Consider the following 16,125-nt stretch of genomic DNA (forward strand, 5'->3'; position numbering starts at 1 on the left):
GCGACCAGCTACGGTGGGCCACGTGACGAAGTCTCACAGGGTGCCGGCGGACCTGTTCCGCTTCACCACGGCCGAGGGCGCGGAGCTGCACACTGCGGTTTTGCGCGCTTTCGGCCTGGCGAACGAGCGCCTGGAGACGTCGCTGGCCCTCGACGACGTGCAGCTACGACTGAAAGACGTCGGCTGGGCCGAGCAGGTGACGGACGAGGAGCTGACGAAATCTCTCAGTGCGCTACGGCAGTGGGGCCTGGTCGAGAGCACTCAGCACCGGTACGGACTCACCAAGCACGGTGAGGCGGCATACGCAGGCGTTCAGCACGCGATACAAACCCTGACCAGCAGCGGGGCGTTGCAAACGGCAGTACTCGACGCCATCGCGGACCGCCTCACCGAGCTCCAAACGCCAACAAAAAGGGCGTTCGCGGCGTTGATGGAGCTCGAAGGCCACGTCGAAACGCTGCAGACCAACACCGCGCGGTTCAACGCGGACCTGCAGCGGCTGCTCAAGGAGGAGCACGACCTCGCCACGTTCCAGGACGTCAAGCGCACCACGATCACGTATCTCAAGGACTTCATCGCGGGCCTGGACGCGCGCAAGCACCGGATCCGCGACGCCATCGGCAAGATCCCCACGAACGTCCACGAGCAGGCGAAAGAAGGCGCGGGCCTCTTCCAGGACGAAGACTGGCTGCGGCAGCGAACCGAGCGGTGGCTCAACCTCAAGGCCTGGTTCCACGACACGCCGTCCAAGGCCGACGAGCTGCAGGACGTGGCGCGCAAGGCGATAGTCCAGCTCCTCCGAGTCCTCGACCGGATCAGTGAACAGAAAAAGCGACCGACGAACACCGCGGCCGACTTCAAGGCGTTGGCGCACTGGTTCGCCAAGAGCACCGAGGACGAGGCGCACGAGCTGTTCAACGCGGCCTTCGGGCTGTGGCCCGCAAGGCACGCCCACCTCGCGCACGCCGACGGGGAGCTGATCCCGAGCGGTGAGCCGTGGGCCAACACACCGCCGGTCGAGGTCTCGCCGCAGCTCCGGACGACGGGCAAGCAGGAGCACATCGGGAGCACGGGCAAGATCCGCGACGTCGAACACATCCGCCGCAACCGCCGCGAGCAGGCCGAGAAGGAACGCGCCGAGCTCGAGCACGCGTGGCGGCAGATCCAGACCGACGGCCCGGTCCGGATCTCCACACTGACCAGCCTCGACCACGACACCTTCCACCGGCTGATCGACCTGGTCGGGCGGGCGCTCGGCAGCGATCCGGACAGCACGGGCACGCGCGTGGCCGGCACGACCGACGGGCGGATGCAGATCAACCTGCGCAACGCCCGCGGCTGGGCCACGATCACCACCCAGAAGGGCACGCTGAGCGGACCCGACTACGTGATCGACGTACAGAGCCGATGAGCAGGACGGGGAACCAGCTCGCCCGGCTGGAGAGCGAGGAGGTGGCGCGTGGCATCCGGCTGCTGCTCGCCCGTCCTCTGCTGTCGGCCGCGAACGATCCCGACGGGTTCGACCTCATCCGCAGAAGGCGCGAACCGATCGTGAAGTGGTTCGACTACTACTGCGGCTGGCGCGTCACGGTCGAACCGCGCGCCGGGTACGCGCGCCTGTTCAAGACGACGCAGAACCCCGATCGCACCAGGCCCGCACCGGACTTCGACCGCCGGCGCTACATCCTGCTGTGCCTCACGTGCGCGGAGTTGCTCACCGCCGCAACAACAACCATCGACGCATTGGCCAAGAGCGTTCAACAAGCGGCCACGCTGGAAAACCTCCCGCCGTTCGACCCCGCAAAGCGCTCGGACCGCTCCGCGTTCGCCGACGTGCTGAACTACCTGCAACAGCAGGGCGCGCTCGAGAGCGACGAGACCGAGCTCCGCAGCGACCCGGTCGTGATCACCCGCCTGCTGGCGGCGCCGAATCCACCCTCCACAGTGGACACGATCGAGGATCTCACCAAAGAGTCACGGTACGACCAAGCGCACCGCAGCCTCCACCAACGGCACTCCACCATGCGCAGGCTCATCGACGATCCCGTGGTGTACAAGGAAGATCTGACCGAGAGTCAGCGAGCGTTCCTGACGAGCCCCACCGGACGCAAGATCGTCCAGACCGGCGTCGGACTGGCCGGCTGCACGCTGGAGGAGCGCGCCGAGGGCTATCTCGTGGTCGACGCCGACGCGATCGCCACGGACACCAGGTTCCCGGACGACGACAGCCACGCGAAGGTCGCCGCATTGTTGTTGCTCGACCGGTTGGCACAAGGTCCCACACGAACAGAGGACCTGGTCGAAGAAGCACGCGAACTGCTCACCAGGTTCCGCAACTGGGCCAAGGCCTACCAGTCGGACGGCGGCGCGAGCAGGCTTGCAAACGACGGGCTCGCGCTGCTCGAGGCGTTCGGGCTCGCGCGCACGGAGAACGGCACCGTTCGCAGGCTGCCCGCCGCGGCCAGGTACGAGGAGCTGCATGACTGACCGGTGGCAACCCAGCCGCGCCGGGATCATCAACGTCTGGCGCTACTACGACGAGATCTTCACGTTCCACCAGGGAAGACTGCTGCTCAGAGGCCCGAACGGCACCGGCAAGTCGAAGGCCCTCGAGCTGCTGCTGCCGTACCTCTTCGACGCGAACCTGCGCCCGCACCGCCTGTCGACGTTCGGCAGCGCGGACCGCACCATGCACTGGAACCTCATGGGCGAGGGCAACCAGGGCAGCACCCGCGTCGGCTACGTGTGGCTGGAGTTCGAGCACGACGACGAGTGGTTCACCTGTGGCGCAAGGCTTCAGGCCACCACGAACACGTCCAACGTCACGGCCACGTACTTCACCACCACGCAACGCATCGGGGATCTGCAGCTCGTCAACGAGGCCGGTCGCCCGTTGACCAAGACCGACCTCACTGCGGCGATCGGTGAGCACGGCGTTGTGCACGCCTCACCGGCCGACTACCGCCACACGGTGCGGACGACGTTGTTCCCCGGCGTGAGCGAACAACGGTACGACTCCCTGATCACCGCACTGTTGCAGCTGCGCACGCCGAAGCTGTCCGAACGGCTCGACCCGAGCGTGCTGTCGTCGTTGCTTTCCAAGGCACTTCCGCCGCTGGACCAGTCGGACCTCACCGAGATCGCCGAGGGTTTCGAACGGCTCGACCGGCAACGCGAGGAGCTGCACCGGCTCGACGAGGAGATCGCCACCGCCGAACGGCTCGCGGACGTCCAACGCACCTATGCGCAACGTGTGCTCGGTGCATCGGCATGGGCGTTGTCGTCGTCGACCGAGCAACTGGAAGACCTCACGCGCGCCGCCCGCATGAGCGAACGGCGATACCAGCGCCAGGTCACGCTGACCGACGAGGCTTTCGAGCAGCTCGCGGCGCTGGGACGAGAGGCGAGCGCGGTCGACGCCGAGATCGCCGGGATCTCCGACCTGCCCGCCTACCAGGAAGGCAAGCAGCTCGACCTGTTGCGGCAGCAGCATTCCGCTGCTGTTCACCGGGCCGCGGAAGCCGCCGCGCACGCCGCGAAACTGCGTGCGCGCGCCGTTGCGGACGAAGAACAAGCCGCGCAGACCAAGGCCGACGCCGCCGCACGCGCTGATGAGGTGCGGCACTCGACGCACGAAGCCCGCGAGGCCGCCGAACGGGCAGGCATGCCGTCGGTGTTCGAGGAGATCGAAGAAGGAACAGACGCGCGAACAGGCCGTCAGCTGCTCAGCGCCGCCGTGGACTCGCGCACGGCCGAGATCAACGCTGTCCTGCGAGCCGTGGCACTCCACGAGAGGGCAGTCGACGCACGAGACGCGGCACGCCTACGGCTCGACGAGACCCGTGAGGAACTCGACCTCGCCACGGACGCGGAAACGGCCGCGCAGCAAGCGTTCGAGCAAGCGTTTGCGAAGTTCGGTGCCGACTTCGAGACGTGGGCGCACGGCTGTGCTGAGCTGCACGTTTCCGAACACGGTGAGGTCGTCGAAGCCGCAGCTCTCGCCCGCGAGGAGTTCGCGGCGATCGAGGCAAGGCTCCACGAGACGCGCACCGCGCTCAACGGCCAACTCTCGCAGTACAACTCCATCCGCGAGAAGCTCGCCAACCAGGTCGATGTCCCACCACCGGCGCCGTACACCCGTGACGCCAACTACCGCTCATCGGCCGTGGGCGCTCCTTTGTGGCGCCTGGTGAACTTCCGCCCCGGAACACCACCCGACGTGTGCACCGCCGTCGAAGCCGCCCTCGAAGCGTCAGGACTGCTCGACGCGTGGCTCACACCGGGCAACTCGTTCGGCCTCTCCGACCAGGACCGCTTCGCCGAACCACTGCTCGCCGGCCCCGCACCCGGCCGCACGTTGCTCGAAGTGCTCATCACGGACGACGACCGCGCCTACCGGTTCTTGGAAGGCATCGCGTTCGGTGAGACCGCCACGGGCCACACGGCAGCGATCGGCGCCGACGGCACGTGGCGCCTCGCGAACGCGCACGGCCGGTGGACCAAGCCCTCCCCCACCTACATCGGCGCCGACTCACGCAAACGCGCGCGGGCAGGCCGAATCGCCGAGCTCACCGGCCTGATCGAGCAGCTCGCCACCGATCTCTCCGGAGTGGACGCCGCGCTGTCGCAGATCGCCGTCCGCCGTGCGACCCTCGCCGGTGAGCTGGCCAGGCAGCCATCGACCGACCCGCTGGAGATCGCCGAGGAACAGCGCACCAAGGCGCAGTTGCGTTGTGCGGCGCGAAAAGACGCCGTCGCCGCCGCAGCCCGCCGAGTGTCCGAAGTGGACGCACTGGTAGCCGAGACGCTCCGCATGGCAGGCAGCGACGTCCCGGTGAACCTGGACGCCGTCGCCGCGTTCAGCACCGCGGGCCACCGCTGGCTGGACGACCGCCACGACGCTCAAGCGGCCGAAGCGCTCGCCGTCGAAGCGATGAACCGCTCCTCGGTGAGCAGTGCGCTGGCGGACGAAGCCGAGGAAGCCGCCTCCGCCCGTCAGCAGGAGGCGGCCGACGTCGCCATCACCCTGGAAACCGTCGAACGTTCCGCCGGTTCCGAGTTCCACGCCCTCGACCAGCAGCTCATCTCGTTGCGCACCAAGGCACTCGAACTGGCCGAGCAGCGCGAGACGTTGCAGGACAAGCAAACCTCGCTGGCGCGCACCCTCGGTACGTTGGAAGAGAAGCGCAAGGTCGACACCGCACGTGCCGCCGAGGCCGCAGCGGTCAGGGAAACAGCGGAAGAACGCCACCGCCACCTGAGCAACAGCCACCTGCCCGCCGACGCAGGCGACCTGCCCGACGGTCCGGTCGACACCAGGCTGATCCGGGACGCCGAGTCCCGCCTCGGTCTGGCCGTGCACGAGGCCCAGCAAAAACTCGCGGGCCGCATCGACCTGTCACTCGACCCCGACGACAACGTCACCCTCCTCAGCGCAACGCTGGACGGCGCGCGCATGGGCGCCCACGCGCTGTTGGAAGCGCTGCAGGCCGAACGCGACCGCATGCGCACACACATCACCGACGCCGAGCGCGACCTCTTCGACCAGACCCTCACCGGCGACACCCGAAGGCACATCGCCCAGCGCATCCAGGGCGCCTCCGAGCTCGTCGACACGATGAACCAACGCTTGGAGCGCGTCCAAACCGCGTCCAACATCCGCGTGCAACTCGACTGGCAGGTCGATCCCCAACTCCCGCCAGGCACCCGCGAGGCCCGCGACCTACTGCTGCGCTCCGACCTGGACGACGCGGAACGCACTGTGCTGCACCAGTTCTTCCGCGAGCGCGTAGAGGAAGCACGCGCACACGACACGGCAACGGGCTGGGAACAACAACTCGCCCAGGTGCTCGACTACACGACGTGGCACCAGTTCGTCGTGAAGGTGGACCGCGGCGACGGCTGGGTCCCCGTCACCAAACGCGTGCACGGCGCGTTGTCCGGCGGTGAGAAGGCCATCGTGCTGCACCTGCCGTTGTTCGCCGCAGCAGCAGCGCACTACCACGCCACGCCGCACTCACCTCGGCTGATCCTGCTGGACGAGGTGTTCGTGGGCGTCGACGCGACCAACCGCGGCCAGCTCCTGGAACTGCTCGTCGCGTTCGACCTGGACCTCGTGCTCACCTCGGACCACGAGTGGTGCGACTACCGCGAGCTGACCGGCATCGCCATCCACCAGCTCACCACCGGAACCGACGGCGACGACGCCGTGACGACCGTTCGCTTCACCTGGGACGGCCACAGCCTCAAGGCCGATGACTGAACAACGCCAGCAGTTCCCGCTGCTCGTCGTCGAGAGGAAACGCCGGGTTGTGCCGCGGATAGATCTCCGCGGCCTCCCACAGATGTGCGCGCACACTCGACGCCACACCGATCTTCAGCCCACGCGCCCGTAGCTCAGCCACCACACTCGCGGCATCGAACAGGTACACGGCGTCCACGACCATCGGCCGCACGTCCGCGGCCACCTTCGGCCCGGTCAGCACGAGGTAGCGGTCCGGCCCGTCCTCCCGCAGGTCGAGCAGGTTGTCGCGCTTCAGGTACCACCGGATGTTGACGGTCCGCCCGTCCGCGAACCGCCCGTCGACCCCCTTCGCCGCGTGCTGCTCCAGTTCGATCCCGAAGACCTGCGCCGCGATCCAGTCACCGAGGTGCCCCGGCAGCGCGGGGCGCCGGATGCACGACGACAACGCGGCGTCGATGCGGTTGCGTTCCTGGATCAACCCGGCCACCCGCTGCACGTTGTTCACGCCCGTCCTCCCGTGGAACTGCGTTGCACTGCGTAGGTGCGCAACAGACGTGGTACTTCGAGCCGCACTGGCGAAACGTCACCGACCCGGTCCAGGCACGACACCAACAGGCCCGCGGACGCCCGCGCGTTGCGCAACGCGGAGTACGCGCGCGTGACGCCGCCGCCGAGTTCCATCGTGCACACCCCCGAAGCCGGGAGCTCGTGTCCCAGCCGGGCGAACTCGGCGCGCAGGAAGACCAGGTGGAACGGCAGGTTGTGCGCGACCAGCACCCGGCCGGACAGCCGGGCGGCGAGCTCGCCGGCGACACCGGCGAAGTCAGGCGCCCGCTGGATGTCCGCCGCGGTGATGCCGTGGCGGGCACCGAGGTCGCGACGCGGGTTGACCAGCGAGCACCACTCGTCGGTCCGGCGCCCGGACGGGTCGACGTGGACGACCGCGACCTCGACGACCCGGTGATGATCACCGAGCCCAGTGGTTTCGACGTCGACGACCGCGTAGCCGTTGCTCATGCCGGGGGTGTCGTTCGGACCCGTGCCTTCTGTTAACCGTTGTCATCCGATAGGGCTAACGCGAGCTCGCCGCGGGTGGCGATGCCGAGCTTCGCGTAAGCGTTGGACAGGTGGTTGTCGACGGTGCGCACGGAGATCACCAACGACGCTGCGATCTCCTTGTTCGTCAGCCCGCGGGAGGCCAGCACGGCGATCTCCCGTTCGCGACGGGTGAGCTGCGTCGTCGTGATCAAAGCCAACGCCGGAGTGCGCGCGCCCTGGCACATGCCGACCAGACGACCGAACAACGCCCGATTACCGGATTCGGCGGCAGCTTCCGCTGCCAGCAGCACGAACCCCGCCTTCTCGAACCTGGTGGCGACCTCGATCAGAGCATCGGAATCCTTGTTCACCAACGCCTCCGCATGCGCCGCGAACACCGGCACCAAGAGCCCCGTGGTGGTCGAGGCCAGTTCGCGCAGCCGTTCAGCAGCGCGGTCGGCAAACCCGAGTCGCACCGCCTCGTGCAGCAACAAGGCCTCGGCGGCGAACTCGCCGTGTGCGCGCACGTCCGCGATCGCATCGAACGGCGACACTCCACCCGCCCAGATCCGGGCGAGCCACAACCCGTAGCGGTACGGCCGCATCCCTTGCGGCGCCTGCGCTTCGGCGGCGGCGAGCAGGTCGCGGGCGTCGTTGCCGAGCATCGCCTCCACCAGCGTGGATTCGCAGAGCTGCGCGAACGGCTTGATGGAGCGTGCCTCTCGCAGCCACCTGCGCGCGTCCTCCAGGCGGCCGCGCGCCCTTGCCAGCCCGGCCAGTGATGCCGCCCAGGTCGACCGCATGGAATCCCACTCGGACTTCTCCCCATGTGCCTGCACGGCAATGCGTTCCGCACCAGCCAGGTCACCGTGCAGCGAGCGGACGAACACCTCGGCGAACTTCGTGCTCTCCCAGGCCAACGAGAAGTCCTCTCGCATCGGCACCTCGGGAAAGGGGCCGATGTACCGGCCCTCCACCACGTCGATCATCGCGAGGATGGCGGCCTCTTCCGGCGCCTCGTAGGTGAGCTCCGCGCGCGCCTCGGCGTACTTCCCCGCGTCGAACAGCAGGTTCACCCTGGCCGCGTTCATGTCGAGCAGGTCCGCCGCCTCGTCGACGCGTCCGAGACCCCAGGCCAGGTTCATGGCGCGAATGGCACGCGTCACCGGTGAATCGTCCTCGGTGGCGACCAGCGCCATGATCTCCTCGGCCTCCGCCGGCCGATCGCTGAACACCAGCACCTGTCCCAGCAGCTGGCCTGCCTCAATACCACCACCAACCGACCACGCAGCGCGCGCAAGTCGTTCTGCCAGAGCAACTGCACCTGTCGCAGTGGCCAGACGTGCGGCTTTCAGCAGCAGCTCCGGGTCATCGGCGGACCCACTCTCGAGACGCAGCACGGCAACACGCAACGGGTCGTCCAGCACGGAAGCCAGATGGCGCTGATGGTTGCGTTTGCGCAGAGGTGGGCACTGCGCGCGCAACACCTCGCCGTACAACGGATGCGCGAGCCTCAACCCGTCGTCCGAAACCGTGACGAGCCCGTCCAACGCCTCGGACGCCGCCAGGTCGAGCGGCTCGCCGAACGCGAGCAGCTCCAGCACCCGCCGTTCCTCGTCCGGCACGACCGCGAGATGCGCCTCGATCAGCTCGATCAACCGCGGCGACAACGGCACCGGGCCGTCCAACGACCAGACGCCGTCGTGCGACACCCACCGAGCGGCGAGGTGCATCTCCCGCAGCAGCAACATGTTTCCGGCCGATGCCGTCGACAACCGACCGGCGGAACTCCTGTCCACCAGACCGCCCAGCACCGTCTCCAGCACCTCGGTCACCTCAGCGGAGCCGAGCGGTTCGAGCTCGATGCGCGGCAGCAGTTCGTCCTTCCAGAGCGCCACCACCGGATCCGGCGCGCGCTCACCCGAACGCAGGGTCGCCACCACCACCGCCTCGCGATGCTGCACGAGCATGTGCAACAGACCCGCGGACGCGTCATCGAGCAGATGCACGTCGTCGACCACAACGACGCGACCAATGAGCGCGGTCCGTGCGACGTGCAACATGGCCAACGGCGAGGGCTCCACCGACGGCAGGAAGGGCGCCATCACGCCAAGGGGAATGCCCGACATCGCGGACGTCGCACGCAGCCGAAGATCACACGCCACCTCGTCCAACAGCCGCGTCTTGCCCACACCGGCCGGCCCGGCCACGATCAGCCCGGCGCCGCGCAACGCCCGCCGGACCGCGGCGAGCTCGGCGTTCCTCCCCACGAACGGCCACCCCATCCAGCCAGGCTAGGTGATCGGCGGGCGGAAGATGGGTGATCGCCTACTCAGGCCCCCGAACAGCGCAAACGCCACGCTGACGTCATGAGCTTCTTCGCAGACCCGGCCCCGTACTTCGACAACTGGCGCGAGCGGGGACCGGCACTGATCGAGGGCCCGGACGGCCAGGAGACGTGGATGATCGCCCGCTACGACGACGTGGTGCAGGCGCTCAACCACCCAGGACTGAGCAGTGCGTTCATCCCCGGCGGCATGCTGAACCACACCGATCCGCCGGAACACACGCAGCTGCGCAAGCCCGTCGCGCGCGCGTTCTCCACACGACGTATGGAAGCGCTGCGGCCGCGGATCCAACAGATCACCAACGAACTGTTGGACGCGTGGGACACCGAGGAGGAGGTGGACGTGATCGACACGTTCGCCTATCCGCTGCCGATCACGGTCATCTGTGAACTGCTGGGTGTGCCCGAAAGTGACAGGAACGAGGTCCGTGCGCTCGCTCGCGACCTCCTCACCCTGGAGACCGCGACCGAGGCCTTCGGCCGGTTCGTGGTCTACGTGCAGCGGCTCCTGGAGACCAAGGAGCCCGGTGACGACGTCATCACCGAGCTCCGCGACGAACCGAACCTCGTGCAGAACCTCGTGTTGCTCATCACAGCCGGGCACGAGACGACCGTGCACCTCATCGGCAACGGACTGCTCGCGCTGCTGCGCGACCCAGTCATGAAGCAGAGGTTGATCGAGGACCCGCTCCTGATCCCGGACGCCGTCGACGAGCTCCTGCGCCTCGACGGGCCGCTCGCCACGGGGCTCATCCGCGTGGCCACGACCGACGTGATCATCGGAGGGGTGGAGATTCCACGGTCTTCGCAGGTCACCGTCTCACTTGGGGCAGCGAACCGGGATCCGTCCCGGTATTCCGATCCGGACGTGTTGCAGCTGGGCCGAGACCCACACGTCGCGTTCGGACACGGCATCCACTACTGCGTCGGGGCGCGGCTGGCTCGCATCGAGGCCGAGATCGCGTTCGGAACGCTTCTGCGGCGTTTCCCGGAACTCGTGCTCGCCGCTGAGCCCGAGTGGCGGGAGTCATTCATCCGAGGCTTGGCGTCATTTCGCGTGCGACCGAAGCCCTGACGGCCGCTCTGGCCGCCGACAGGTCGTCGACCGCGTAAATCTCCGGGCAGGAGGCGATGACGAGGTCCTTGTCTGACGCGACAGTCAGCAAAGAAGCTTTCTCAGTCAACGACTTGGCTTGCCGGACAACTCCCTTGGCATCGACGCGGATCAACGTGACCCACGTCTCTGACCAGGGAAAGTCCGCGACGGCGCTGGATTTCCGCAGGCCTTCCACATCGAACTCGGCAAATCTGGGCATGCCACCAAGATAACGAGTGAAGGTTGCGGAAAGTCAAAGATCACCCTTTCACCGCAATGCAGCCAGCAGATGAGACAGGTTGACACCAACGGCGTCGGCCAACCGGCGCACGACTTCTGGAGCGGGTGCCAGCGGGTGGGTGTCGCGGGTGAACGGCAGGCCTTCCCCACCGGAAAACTTGGATTGCGGGGTAACGGGCGCGAGGATCGGGTAGACGCGCCAGCGCGGCACCTTCGAGTCCGCCATCGCGAGCGTGTTCTCGTGCCACAACATCACCGCGGATTGGCGGATGTTGCGCGCGAGGACGCACCCGTAGCCCGTGAGCGTGATCGCGCGCGCAGCCGCCCGGACCGCGTTCCGGAAGTCCCCTTCCACCACCCAGACGCCGTTCATGATCTCCGCGGTGAAGCCCTCGGTCTCCAGTGCGGCGATCGTCTCGGCGTGCTGGTCGTCCGCCGCGGCCGTGGCGAGCTCGACGACCTCCTGGACCTCGGTCTCCGTCACGACGCGCGCACCTGCCTCCGTGGAGGCGTGCAGGAGGCGTTCCACGTAACGGTCCTCCGCGTAGGCCGCCCACTCCTGCGCCTTCTCCCACGCCGACCGTGCCATGACGTCGGCCTCGGAACCGCCACGCAGCCGTGCGTCCTGCAGCAGTTGTGCGAGGACCACGGCGATCACAGAGCTCACCAGGGCGTCGTCGTGTGACTCGTCGTCTCCGGGCACGAGAGAGATCACCAGGTCGCGCAGATCCGCGCGCCAGCTCTCGTCGCCCGCCCACACGCCGATGGCGAGCAGGTTGAGGTAGTGGTCCGCGATGGCCATCCGCACGAGCAACGGCTGAGAGCCTGCCTCACGCGCGTCACGCCGTGCGGTCGCCTTCAGCTGTTGCCGTTCCGCGGGATCCGCCACGCTCACGCGGATCTTGTCGAGTTCGTCGAGGAAGTCGTCCCACCGGCCCTCCGAAAACCGGGCGAAGACGTCGTCCACCTGATACCTCCAGCTCACAGTCGAGCGACGGACTCGAGTACTCGTCTGGTGCGCGCCACTTCGTGCGCGCGGAAGACCGCGGCGCCCGCCACCGCCGCGATCGCAGTCGCGACGAGGGTGCCCTCGACGCGCTCGTGCAGTTCTACGCCGAGGGTCTCCCCGACGAAGTCCTTGTTGGACAGAGCCATCAGCACCGGCCACCCGGTCGCCACCAGCTCGTCCGTGTGCCGCACCAGCGCCAGGCTGTGCCATGTGTTCTTGCCGAAGTCGTGTGTGGGGTCGATCAGCACGCTCTTGCGCGGAACACCGAGCGCGACGACCTTCTCCGCATGTGCGGTCGTCTCCGCGATGACGTCCGCGACCAGATCTGGATAAGTAACCCTATGCGGACGCGTACGGGGCTTCACACCGCCCGTGTGCGAACAGACGTAGCCGGCGCCGTACTCCGCGGCGACCTCGGCCAGTTGGGGATCCGCGCCCGCCCACGTGTCGTTGAGCAGGTCCGCGCCGGCCTCGCAGGCGAGCCTGCCGACGTCCGCGCGCCAGGTGTCGCTGCTGATGATCAGATCGGGGTAGGCCTCGCGCACGCGGGCGATGAACGGCACTACGCGGCGGACTTCTTCTTCGGGGTCGACGAGGTCACCGGGGCCGGCCTTCACACCACCGATGTCGACGATGTCCGCGCCCTCGTCGACGACGCGGTGCACGGCCTCCATCGCGACGTCCTCGGCGTAGGTGGCGCCCTTGTCGTAGAACGAGTCCGGGGTGCGGTTGATGATCGCCATCACCAGCGCGTGGTCGCGGACGACGGTCCGGCCGCGGAACTGGAGCTCGATCACATCCCGTGTCTACCAGGTGGTCCCCGACTCGTGCACATGGCGGACGTCTCATACTGCGATGCGTGGAACTGGTTCAGGCCGTCGACACGGCGTGGGAGCGGGGCTGGCTGCCCTACGACGTTCGCGAGATGGTGTCGCGTTCGCTCGACGAGTCCGCTGCCTCGCTCGTGGTGGACGTGATCGCTTTGTCCTGTTCGCCGCATGTCTCGTCGACCGTGCACCCCCGATGGCAACAGCAGCTCGACGAGATCGGCGCCTCTGTGTGGTGGGAAGGCCCGTTGTTGGAGGCGTGGGCCTCACGTCACATCGAGACGGCGTCCTACACGTCTCGTACGGCTGCACGGCTGTTGGACTTCCTCCGGCGGTTGCCAACGTTGCCGCGCATCCTGCCGTTGCCGGGTGACGCGTTGATGTCGGCCGTGCGCGCGGGTCTGGACCCGAAGGTGCTCAACCGGGTGCGCGCCCTGCTCGCCAAAGCCGAGTCGACGTCGTTCCCCGAGGAAGCCGAGGCGTTGTCGGGCAAGGCGCAGGAGCTGATGAACCGGCACGCGCTGGAGCGGGCGATGCTCGACGCGGACCTGCCGGCGCTCGCGACGTCGCGGCGGATGTGGCTGGACAAGAGCTACTTCAAGGAGAAGTCACAGCTCGTGCACGTGGTGTCGCAGGCTTTCCGGTCGCGTGCGGTGGCCTACGACGGCTTCGGGTTCGTGGCGCTGGTCGGCGACGAGGTGGACCTGGAGAGCGTGGAGCTGCTGTCGACGTCGCTGCTGGTGCAGGCGACGCGGGCGATGGTGGCGGTCGGCGGGAAGGCGTCGAAGGGCAGCGAGGCGCGGTCGCGGCCGTTCCGGAAGTCGTTCCTGGTGGCGTTCGCGTCCCGGATCGGCGAGCGGCTGACTGCTGTGCCCGAGCCCGCTGACGTCGTCGACGAGCGGTTGCTGCCGGTGCTGGCCGATCGGAAGCAGGCCGTGGACACGCTGTTCGACGAGATGTTCAGCCGGACTCGCACCACGCGCGTGACGGTGAGGTCGGCCGCGGGGTGGGGTGCTGGGCGTGCGGCGGCGGACGTCGCCGACATCGGTCCCGGTCGAAAGACCGTGACTTCGGGCTAAGCTGACCGCGCCGCCCCGCGACCTAGGGTGGTGCACGTCCTTGTTCGGGAAGTCCCTTGCTGTTGCCGCGGTGCTCGCGGTGGCCTTCTCCTCCTCTGCTTCCGCATCGTTCTCGCTGTTCAGACCGCTGACGCGCGGCAACGGCGACTCCACGACGCCGGTCATCAGCGCTGATGGGCGCCATGTCGCGTTCCCCTCGCTCGCGTCGAACCTGGTTTTCGGCGACCGCAACGGCGTCTCCGACGTGTTCGTGAAGGATCTGCGCACGGGGTTGGTGCGGTCGGCGTCGCGTGGTGGTGACGGGCCGTCGTTCGATCCGCCGGCGTTGAGCGCTGACGGGCGGTTCGTCGCGTTCGTGTCGTCAGCCGCGAATTTGGTCACTGGCGACACCAACGGCGTGGACGACGTGTTCGTCACGGACATGCTGAGTGGCCGCGTGTCGCGCGTGAGCGGCGGCAACGGTCCGGCGTTCGGCAGCCCGGCCATCAGTGCTGACGGACGTTATGTGGCGTTCCGGTTGGAGGCGTCGACGTTGGCGGAGGGGGACACCAACGGCGTGGCGGACGTGTTTCTCGCTGATCGGGTCTCTGGTTCGGTCCGGCGGATCAGCACTTCTTCCGACGGTGTGCAGGGCGACAAGCTGGTGCACCACGGGCTCGCGATGAGCGCGGACGGCCGGTTCGTCGTTTTTCCTTCTGCGGCAACGAATCTTGTGCCGGGCGATACGAACGGCAGCGTGGACATGTTCGTGAAGGATGTCGTTTCCGGTGCGGTGGAACGGGTCAACGTGTCTTCGTCAGGTGAGCAGACGTCCTCCTACACGCTGATGCCGGCTATCACGCCTGATGGTTCGCGCGTGTTGTTCGTGGCGTGGGGCGACACTCTCGTGCCCGGCGACACCGAGGACACGCCGGACATCTTCATGAAGGACAGGCGTTCCGGTGCGATCACACGCGTGAACACCCGCGCTGACGGGGTCGTGTCGGACGCGCAGCCGTACCAGCCGTCGGTGAGCGCGGACGGCCGCTACGTCGTCTTCTCGTCGCTGGCGTCGAACCTGGTGCGCCGCGACACCAACAACGTGGACGACGTGTTCCTGAAGGACATGCGCTCCGGCTCGGTGGTTCGGTTGAGCGAGCGATTCGGCAGGCAGGGCAACGACTTCTCGCTGGCGCCGTCCATCAGCGCCGACGGCCGCTCCGTGGTGTTCTCGTCGAAGGCCACGAACCTGACCCCCACCCCTTCGAGTGAACTCCTCCTTCACAACCGCATCTGAGAGGACCCACCGGCGAAAAACCGTCAGACCCCCTCCCTAACGTCGACCCCATGACATCCACCTTCCAGAACGAGATCAAGCTCGGCGAGGTCAACTACCGGCTGAGCGTGTCGACGGACTCCGCGGAGTCCCTGGTGCTGGACCTGCTGGGATCGCACGACTCGGGCGAGGTGATCGCGGACGGCCGCCTTCGACTGCCGGTCGAAGGCGGCGCCACGGTCGGCAAGCTGCTGTCCCGCGTCCTCAGCGCCCACACGCGCCTGCGCGGCCGCCCGTCCCGCTACACCAACGCCAACCAACCCTGGACCGAAGCCCTGGACACCGCTCTGCGCACCACCTGGCTCACCCCGACCGGCACCCCCGCCTCGACGCTGATCAGGTCCATCGCCGACGACATGCACCGCTCCCCCACCGCGATCCGAGCCCGCCTGCCCCGAGTGGGCTGCGATCCGGACATTCCCGGCCGCGAACTCTCCCCGGCCGCCGCCACCCTGCTAGGGGCGATGTCAGGGACCACTCAGGGAAAGACCTGATTCGCTTTCCGCCCGCCCGGCGCACGCTGAAGCAGTAAGCACCAGCGTCTCAGGGGGTACACAGTGGAAATCGGCGGCTTGTTCACCGCGCTGCTCTTCGGGGCGATCATCGGCGGTCTGGGCCGCCTGGTGGTCCCGGGCAGGCAGCACGTCTCACTCCTGGCCACCATCCTGGTAGGCATCGTCGCGGCCCTCCTGGGCACCGCGGCGGCCACAGTCCTCGGCGTGGCCGACACGCCGGGCATCGACTGGATCGAACTGGCCCTCCAGGTAGGCCTGGCAGGCGCGGGCGTGACCATCCTGGCCAACCGCTCCAAGCCGAAACTCCCCCACTAGCCACCCACCGGGCACCGGGCGGCCCCAAGCCGCCCTCCCACCCACACCCACATCCACCCGGCACGGACCCGAGCCGCCCTGCCCGCCGCCGCTCCACGCG

At 67.9% G+C, this 16,125-nt stretch carries 14 protein-coding genes; 8 read left to right on the plus strand and 6 right to left on the minus strand.

The annotated features are described in order from the left end of the window. Nucleotides 1-22 precede the first annotated feature (22 nt). Genes UK23_RS08725 through UK23_RS08735 form a run of 3 tightly spaced genes read left to right on the plus strand, consistent with a single transcriptional unit; the run spans nucleotide 23 to nucleotide 6,262 of the window. Nucleotides 23-1,411 (plus strand): TIGR02677 family protein, encoded by a 1,389-nt coding sequence (locus UK23_RS08725; protein ID WP_231114428.1) that lies wholly within the window; start codon nucleotides 23-25, stop codon nucleotides 1,409-1,411. After that, nucleotides 1,408-2,487: a TIGR02678 family protein gene (locus tag UK23_RS08730; protein WP_045310883.1), complete on the plus strand. Its 1,080-nt coding sequence runs from the start codon at nucleotides 1,408-1,410 to the stop codon at nucleotides 2,485-2,487. Before UK23_RS08725 ends, UK23_RS08730 begins: the two co-directional genes overlap by 4 nt. Beyond that, nucleotides 2,480-6,262: an SbcC/MukB-like Walker B domain-containing protein gene (locus tag UK23_RS08735; RefSeq protein WP_045310884.1), complete on the plus strand. Its 3,783-nt coding sequence runs from the start codon at nucleotides 2,480-2,482 to the stop codon at nucleotides 6,260-6,262. The genes UK23_RS08730 and UK23_RS08735 overlap by 8 nt, the downstream gene beginning before the upstream one ends. Here UK23_RS08735 and UK23_RS08740 read toward each other — a convergent pair. Genes UK23_RS08740 through UK23_RS54785 form a run of 3 tightly spaced genes read right to left on the minus strand, consistent with a single transcriptional unit; the run spans nucleotide 6,246 to nucleotide 9,567 of the window. Beyond that, nucleotides 6,246-6,749, minus strand: a complete 504-nt coding sequence (locus UK23_RS08740; RefSeq protein ID WP_045310885.1) for a DUF6998 domain-containing protein — start codon at nucleotides 6,747-6,749, stop codon at nucleotides 6,246-6,248. The two genes, UK23_RS08735 and UK23_RS08740, sit on opposite strands and share 17 nt — an antisense overlap. Beyond that, on the minus strand, nucleotides 6,746-7,261 hold the full coding sequence (locus UK23_RS08745; protein WP_052684481.1) for an exonuclease domain-containing protein: 516 nt from the start codon (nucleotides 7,259-7,261) through the stop codon (nucleotides 6,746-6,748). The genes UK23_RS08740 and UK23_RS08745 overlap by 4 nt, the downstream gene beginning before the upstream one ends. A gap of 32 nt (nucleotides 7,262-7,293) precedes the next feature. After that, nucleotides 7,294-9,567 carry a helix-turn-helix transcriptional regulator gene (locus UK23_RS54785; RefSeq protein WP_045310886.1) on the minus strand — a complete coding sequence of 758 codons (2,274 nt, stop codon included), beginning with the start codon at nucleotides 9,565-9,567 and terminating at the stop codon, nucleotides 7,294-7,296. A gap of 84 nt (nucleotides 9,568-9,651) precedes the next feature. Here UK23_RS54785 and UK23_RS08755 point away from each other — a divergent pair, with 84 nt between their 5' ends. Continuing rightward, nucleotides 9,652-10,704, plus strand: a complete 1,053-nt coding sequence (locus UK23_RS08755; RefSeq protein WP_045310887.1) for a cytochrome P450 family protein — start codon at nucleotides 9,652-9,654, stop codon at nucleotides 10,702-10,704. Here UK23_RS08755 and UK23_RS50055 read toward each other — a convergent pair. Genes UK23_RS50055 through folP form a run of 3 tightly spaced genes read right to left on the minus strand, consistent with a single transcriptional unit; the run spans nucleotide 10,661 to nucleotide 12,771 of the window. After that, nucleotides 10,661-10,945 (minus strand): hypothetical protein, encoded by a 285-nt coding sequence (locus tag UK23_RS50055; RefSeq protein WP_071812532.1) that lies wholly within the window; start codon nucleotides 10,943-10,945, stop codon nucleotides 10,661-10,663. The genes UK23_RS08755 and UK23_RS50055 overlap by 44 nt on opposite strands. A 48-nt stretch (nucleotides 10,946-10,993) precedes the next feature. After that, nucleotides 10,994-11,932 (minus strand): hypothetical protein, encoded by a 939-nt coding sequence (locus tag UK23_RS08760; protein ID WP_156212961.1) that lies wholly within the window; start codon nucleotides 11,930-11,932, stop codon nucleotides 10,994-10,996. 14 nt (nucleotides 11,933-11,946) lie between these two features. Beyond that, the gene (gene folP, locus UK23_RS08765) at nucleotides 11,947-12,771 is read right to left on the minus strand and encodes a dihydropteroate synthase (protein WP_045310888.1); all 825 of its coding nucleotides are present in this window, start codon (nucleotides 12,769-12,771) and stop codon (nucleotides 11,947-11,949) included. Nucleotides 12,772-12,833: 62 nt separating this feature from the next. Between folP and UK23_RS08770 the strand changes: the two genes are divergently transcribed. The 4 genes from UK23_RS08770 to UK23_RS08785 all read left to right on the plus strand — a co-directional run bounded on the left by UK23_RS08770 (nucleotide 12,834) and on the right by UK23_RS08785 (nucleotide 16,025). Further along, on the plus strand, nucleotides 12,834-13,880 hold the full coding sequence (locus tag UK23_RS08770; RefSeq protein ID WP_052684483.1) for a DUF2786 domain-containing protein: 1,047 nt from the start codon (nucleotides 12,834-12,836) through the stop codon (nucleotides 13,878-13,880). Nucleotides 13,881-13,920: 40 nt separating this feature from the next. Next, complete coding sequence (locus UK23_RS08775; RefSeq protein WP_156212963.1) at nucleotides 13,921-15,156, plus strand: TolB family protein; 1,236 nt, start codon at nucleotides 13,921-13,923, stop codon at nucleotides 15,154-15,156. A 50-nt stretch (nucleotides 15,157-15,206) separates the two neighbouring features. Beyond that, on the plus strand, nucleotides 15,207-15,689 hold the full coding sequence (locus UK23_RS08780) for a hypothetical protein (protein WP_045310890.1): 483 nt from the start codon (nucleotides 15,207-15,209) through the stop codon (nucleotides 15,687-15,689). A gap of 63 nt (nucleotides 15,690-15,752) precedes the next feature. Next, nucleotides 15,753-16,025, plus strand: a complete 273-nt coding sequence (locus UK23_RS08785) for a GlsB/YeaQ/YmgE family stress response membrane protein (RefSeq protein ID WP_045310891.1) — start codon at nucleotides 15,753-15,755, stop codon at nucleotides 16,023-16,025. Nucleotides 16,026-16,125: the final 100 nt, after the last annotated feature.

It is taken from the genome of Lentzea aerocolonigenes, assembly GCF_000955955.1.
Classification (GTDB): domain Bacteria; phylum Actinomycetota; class Actinomycetes; order Mycobacteriales; family Pseudonocardiaceae; genus Lentzea; species Lentzea aerocolonigenes_A.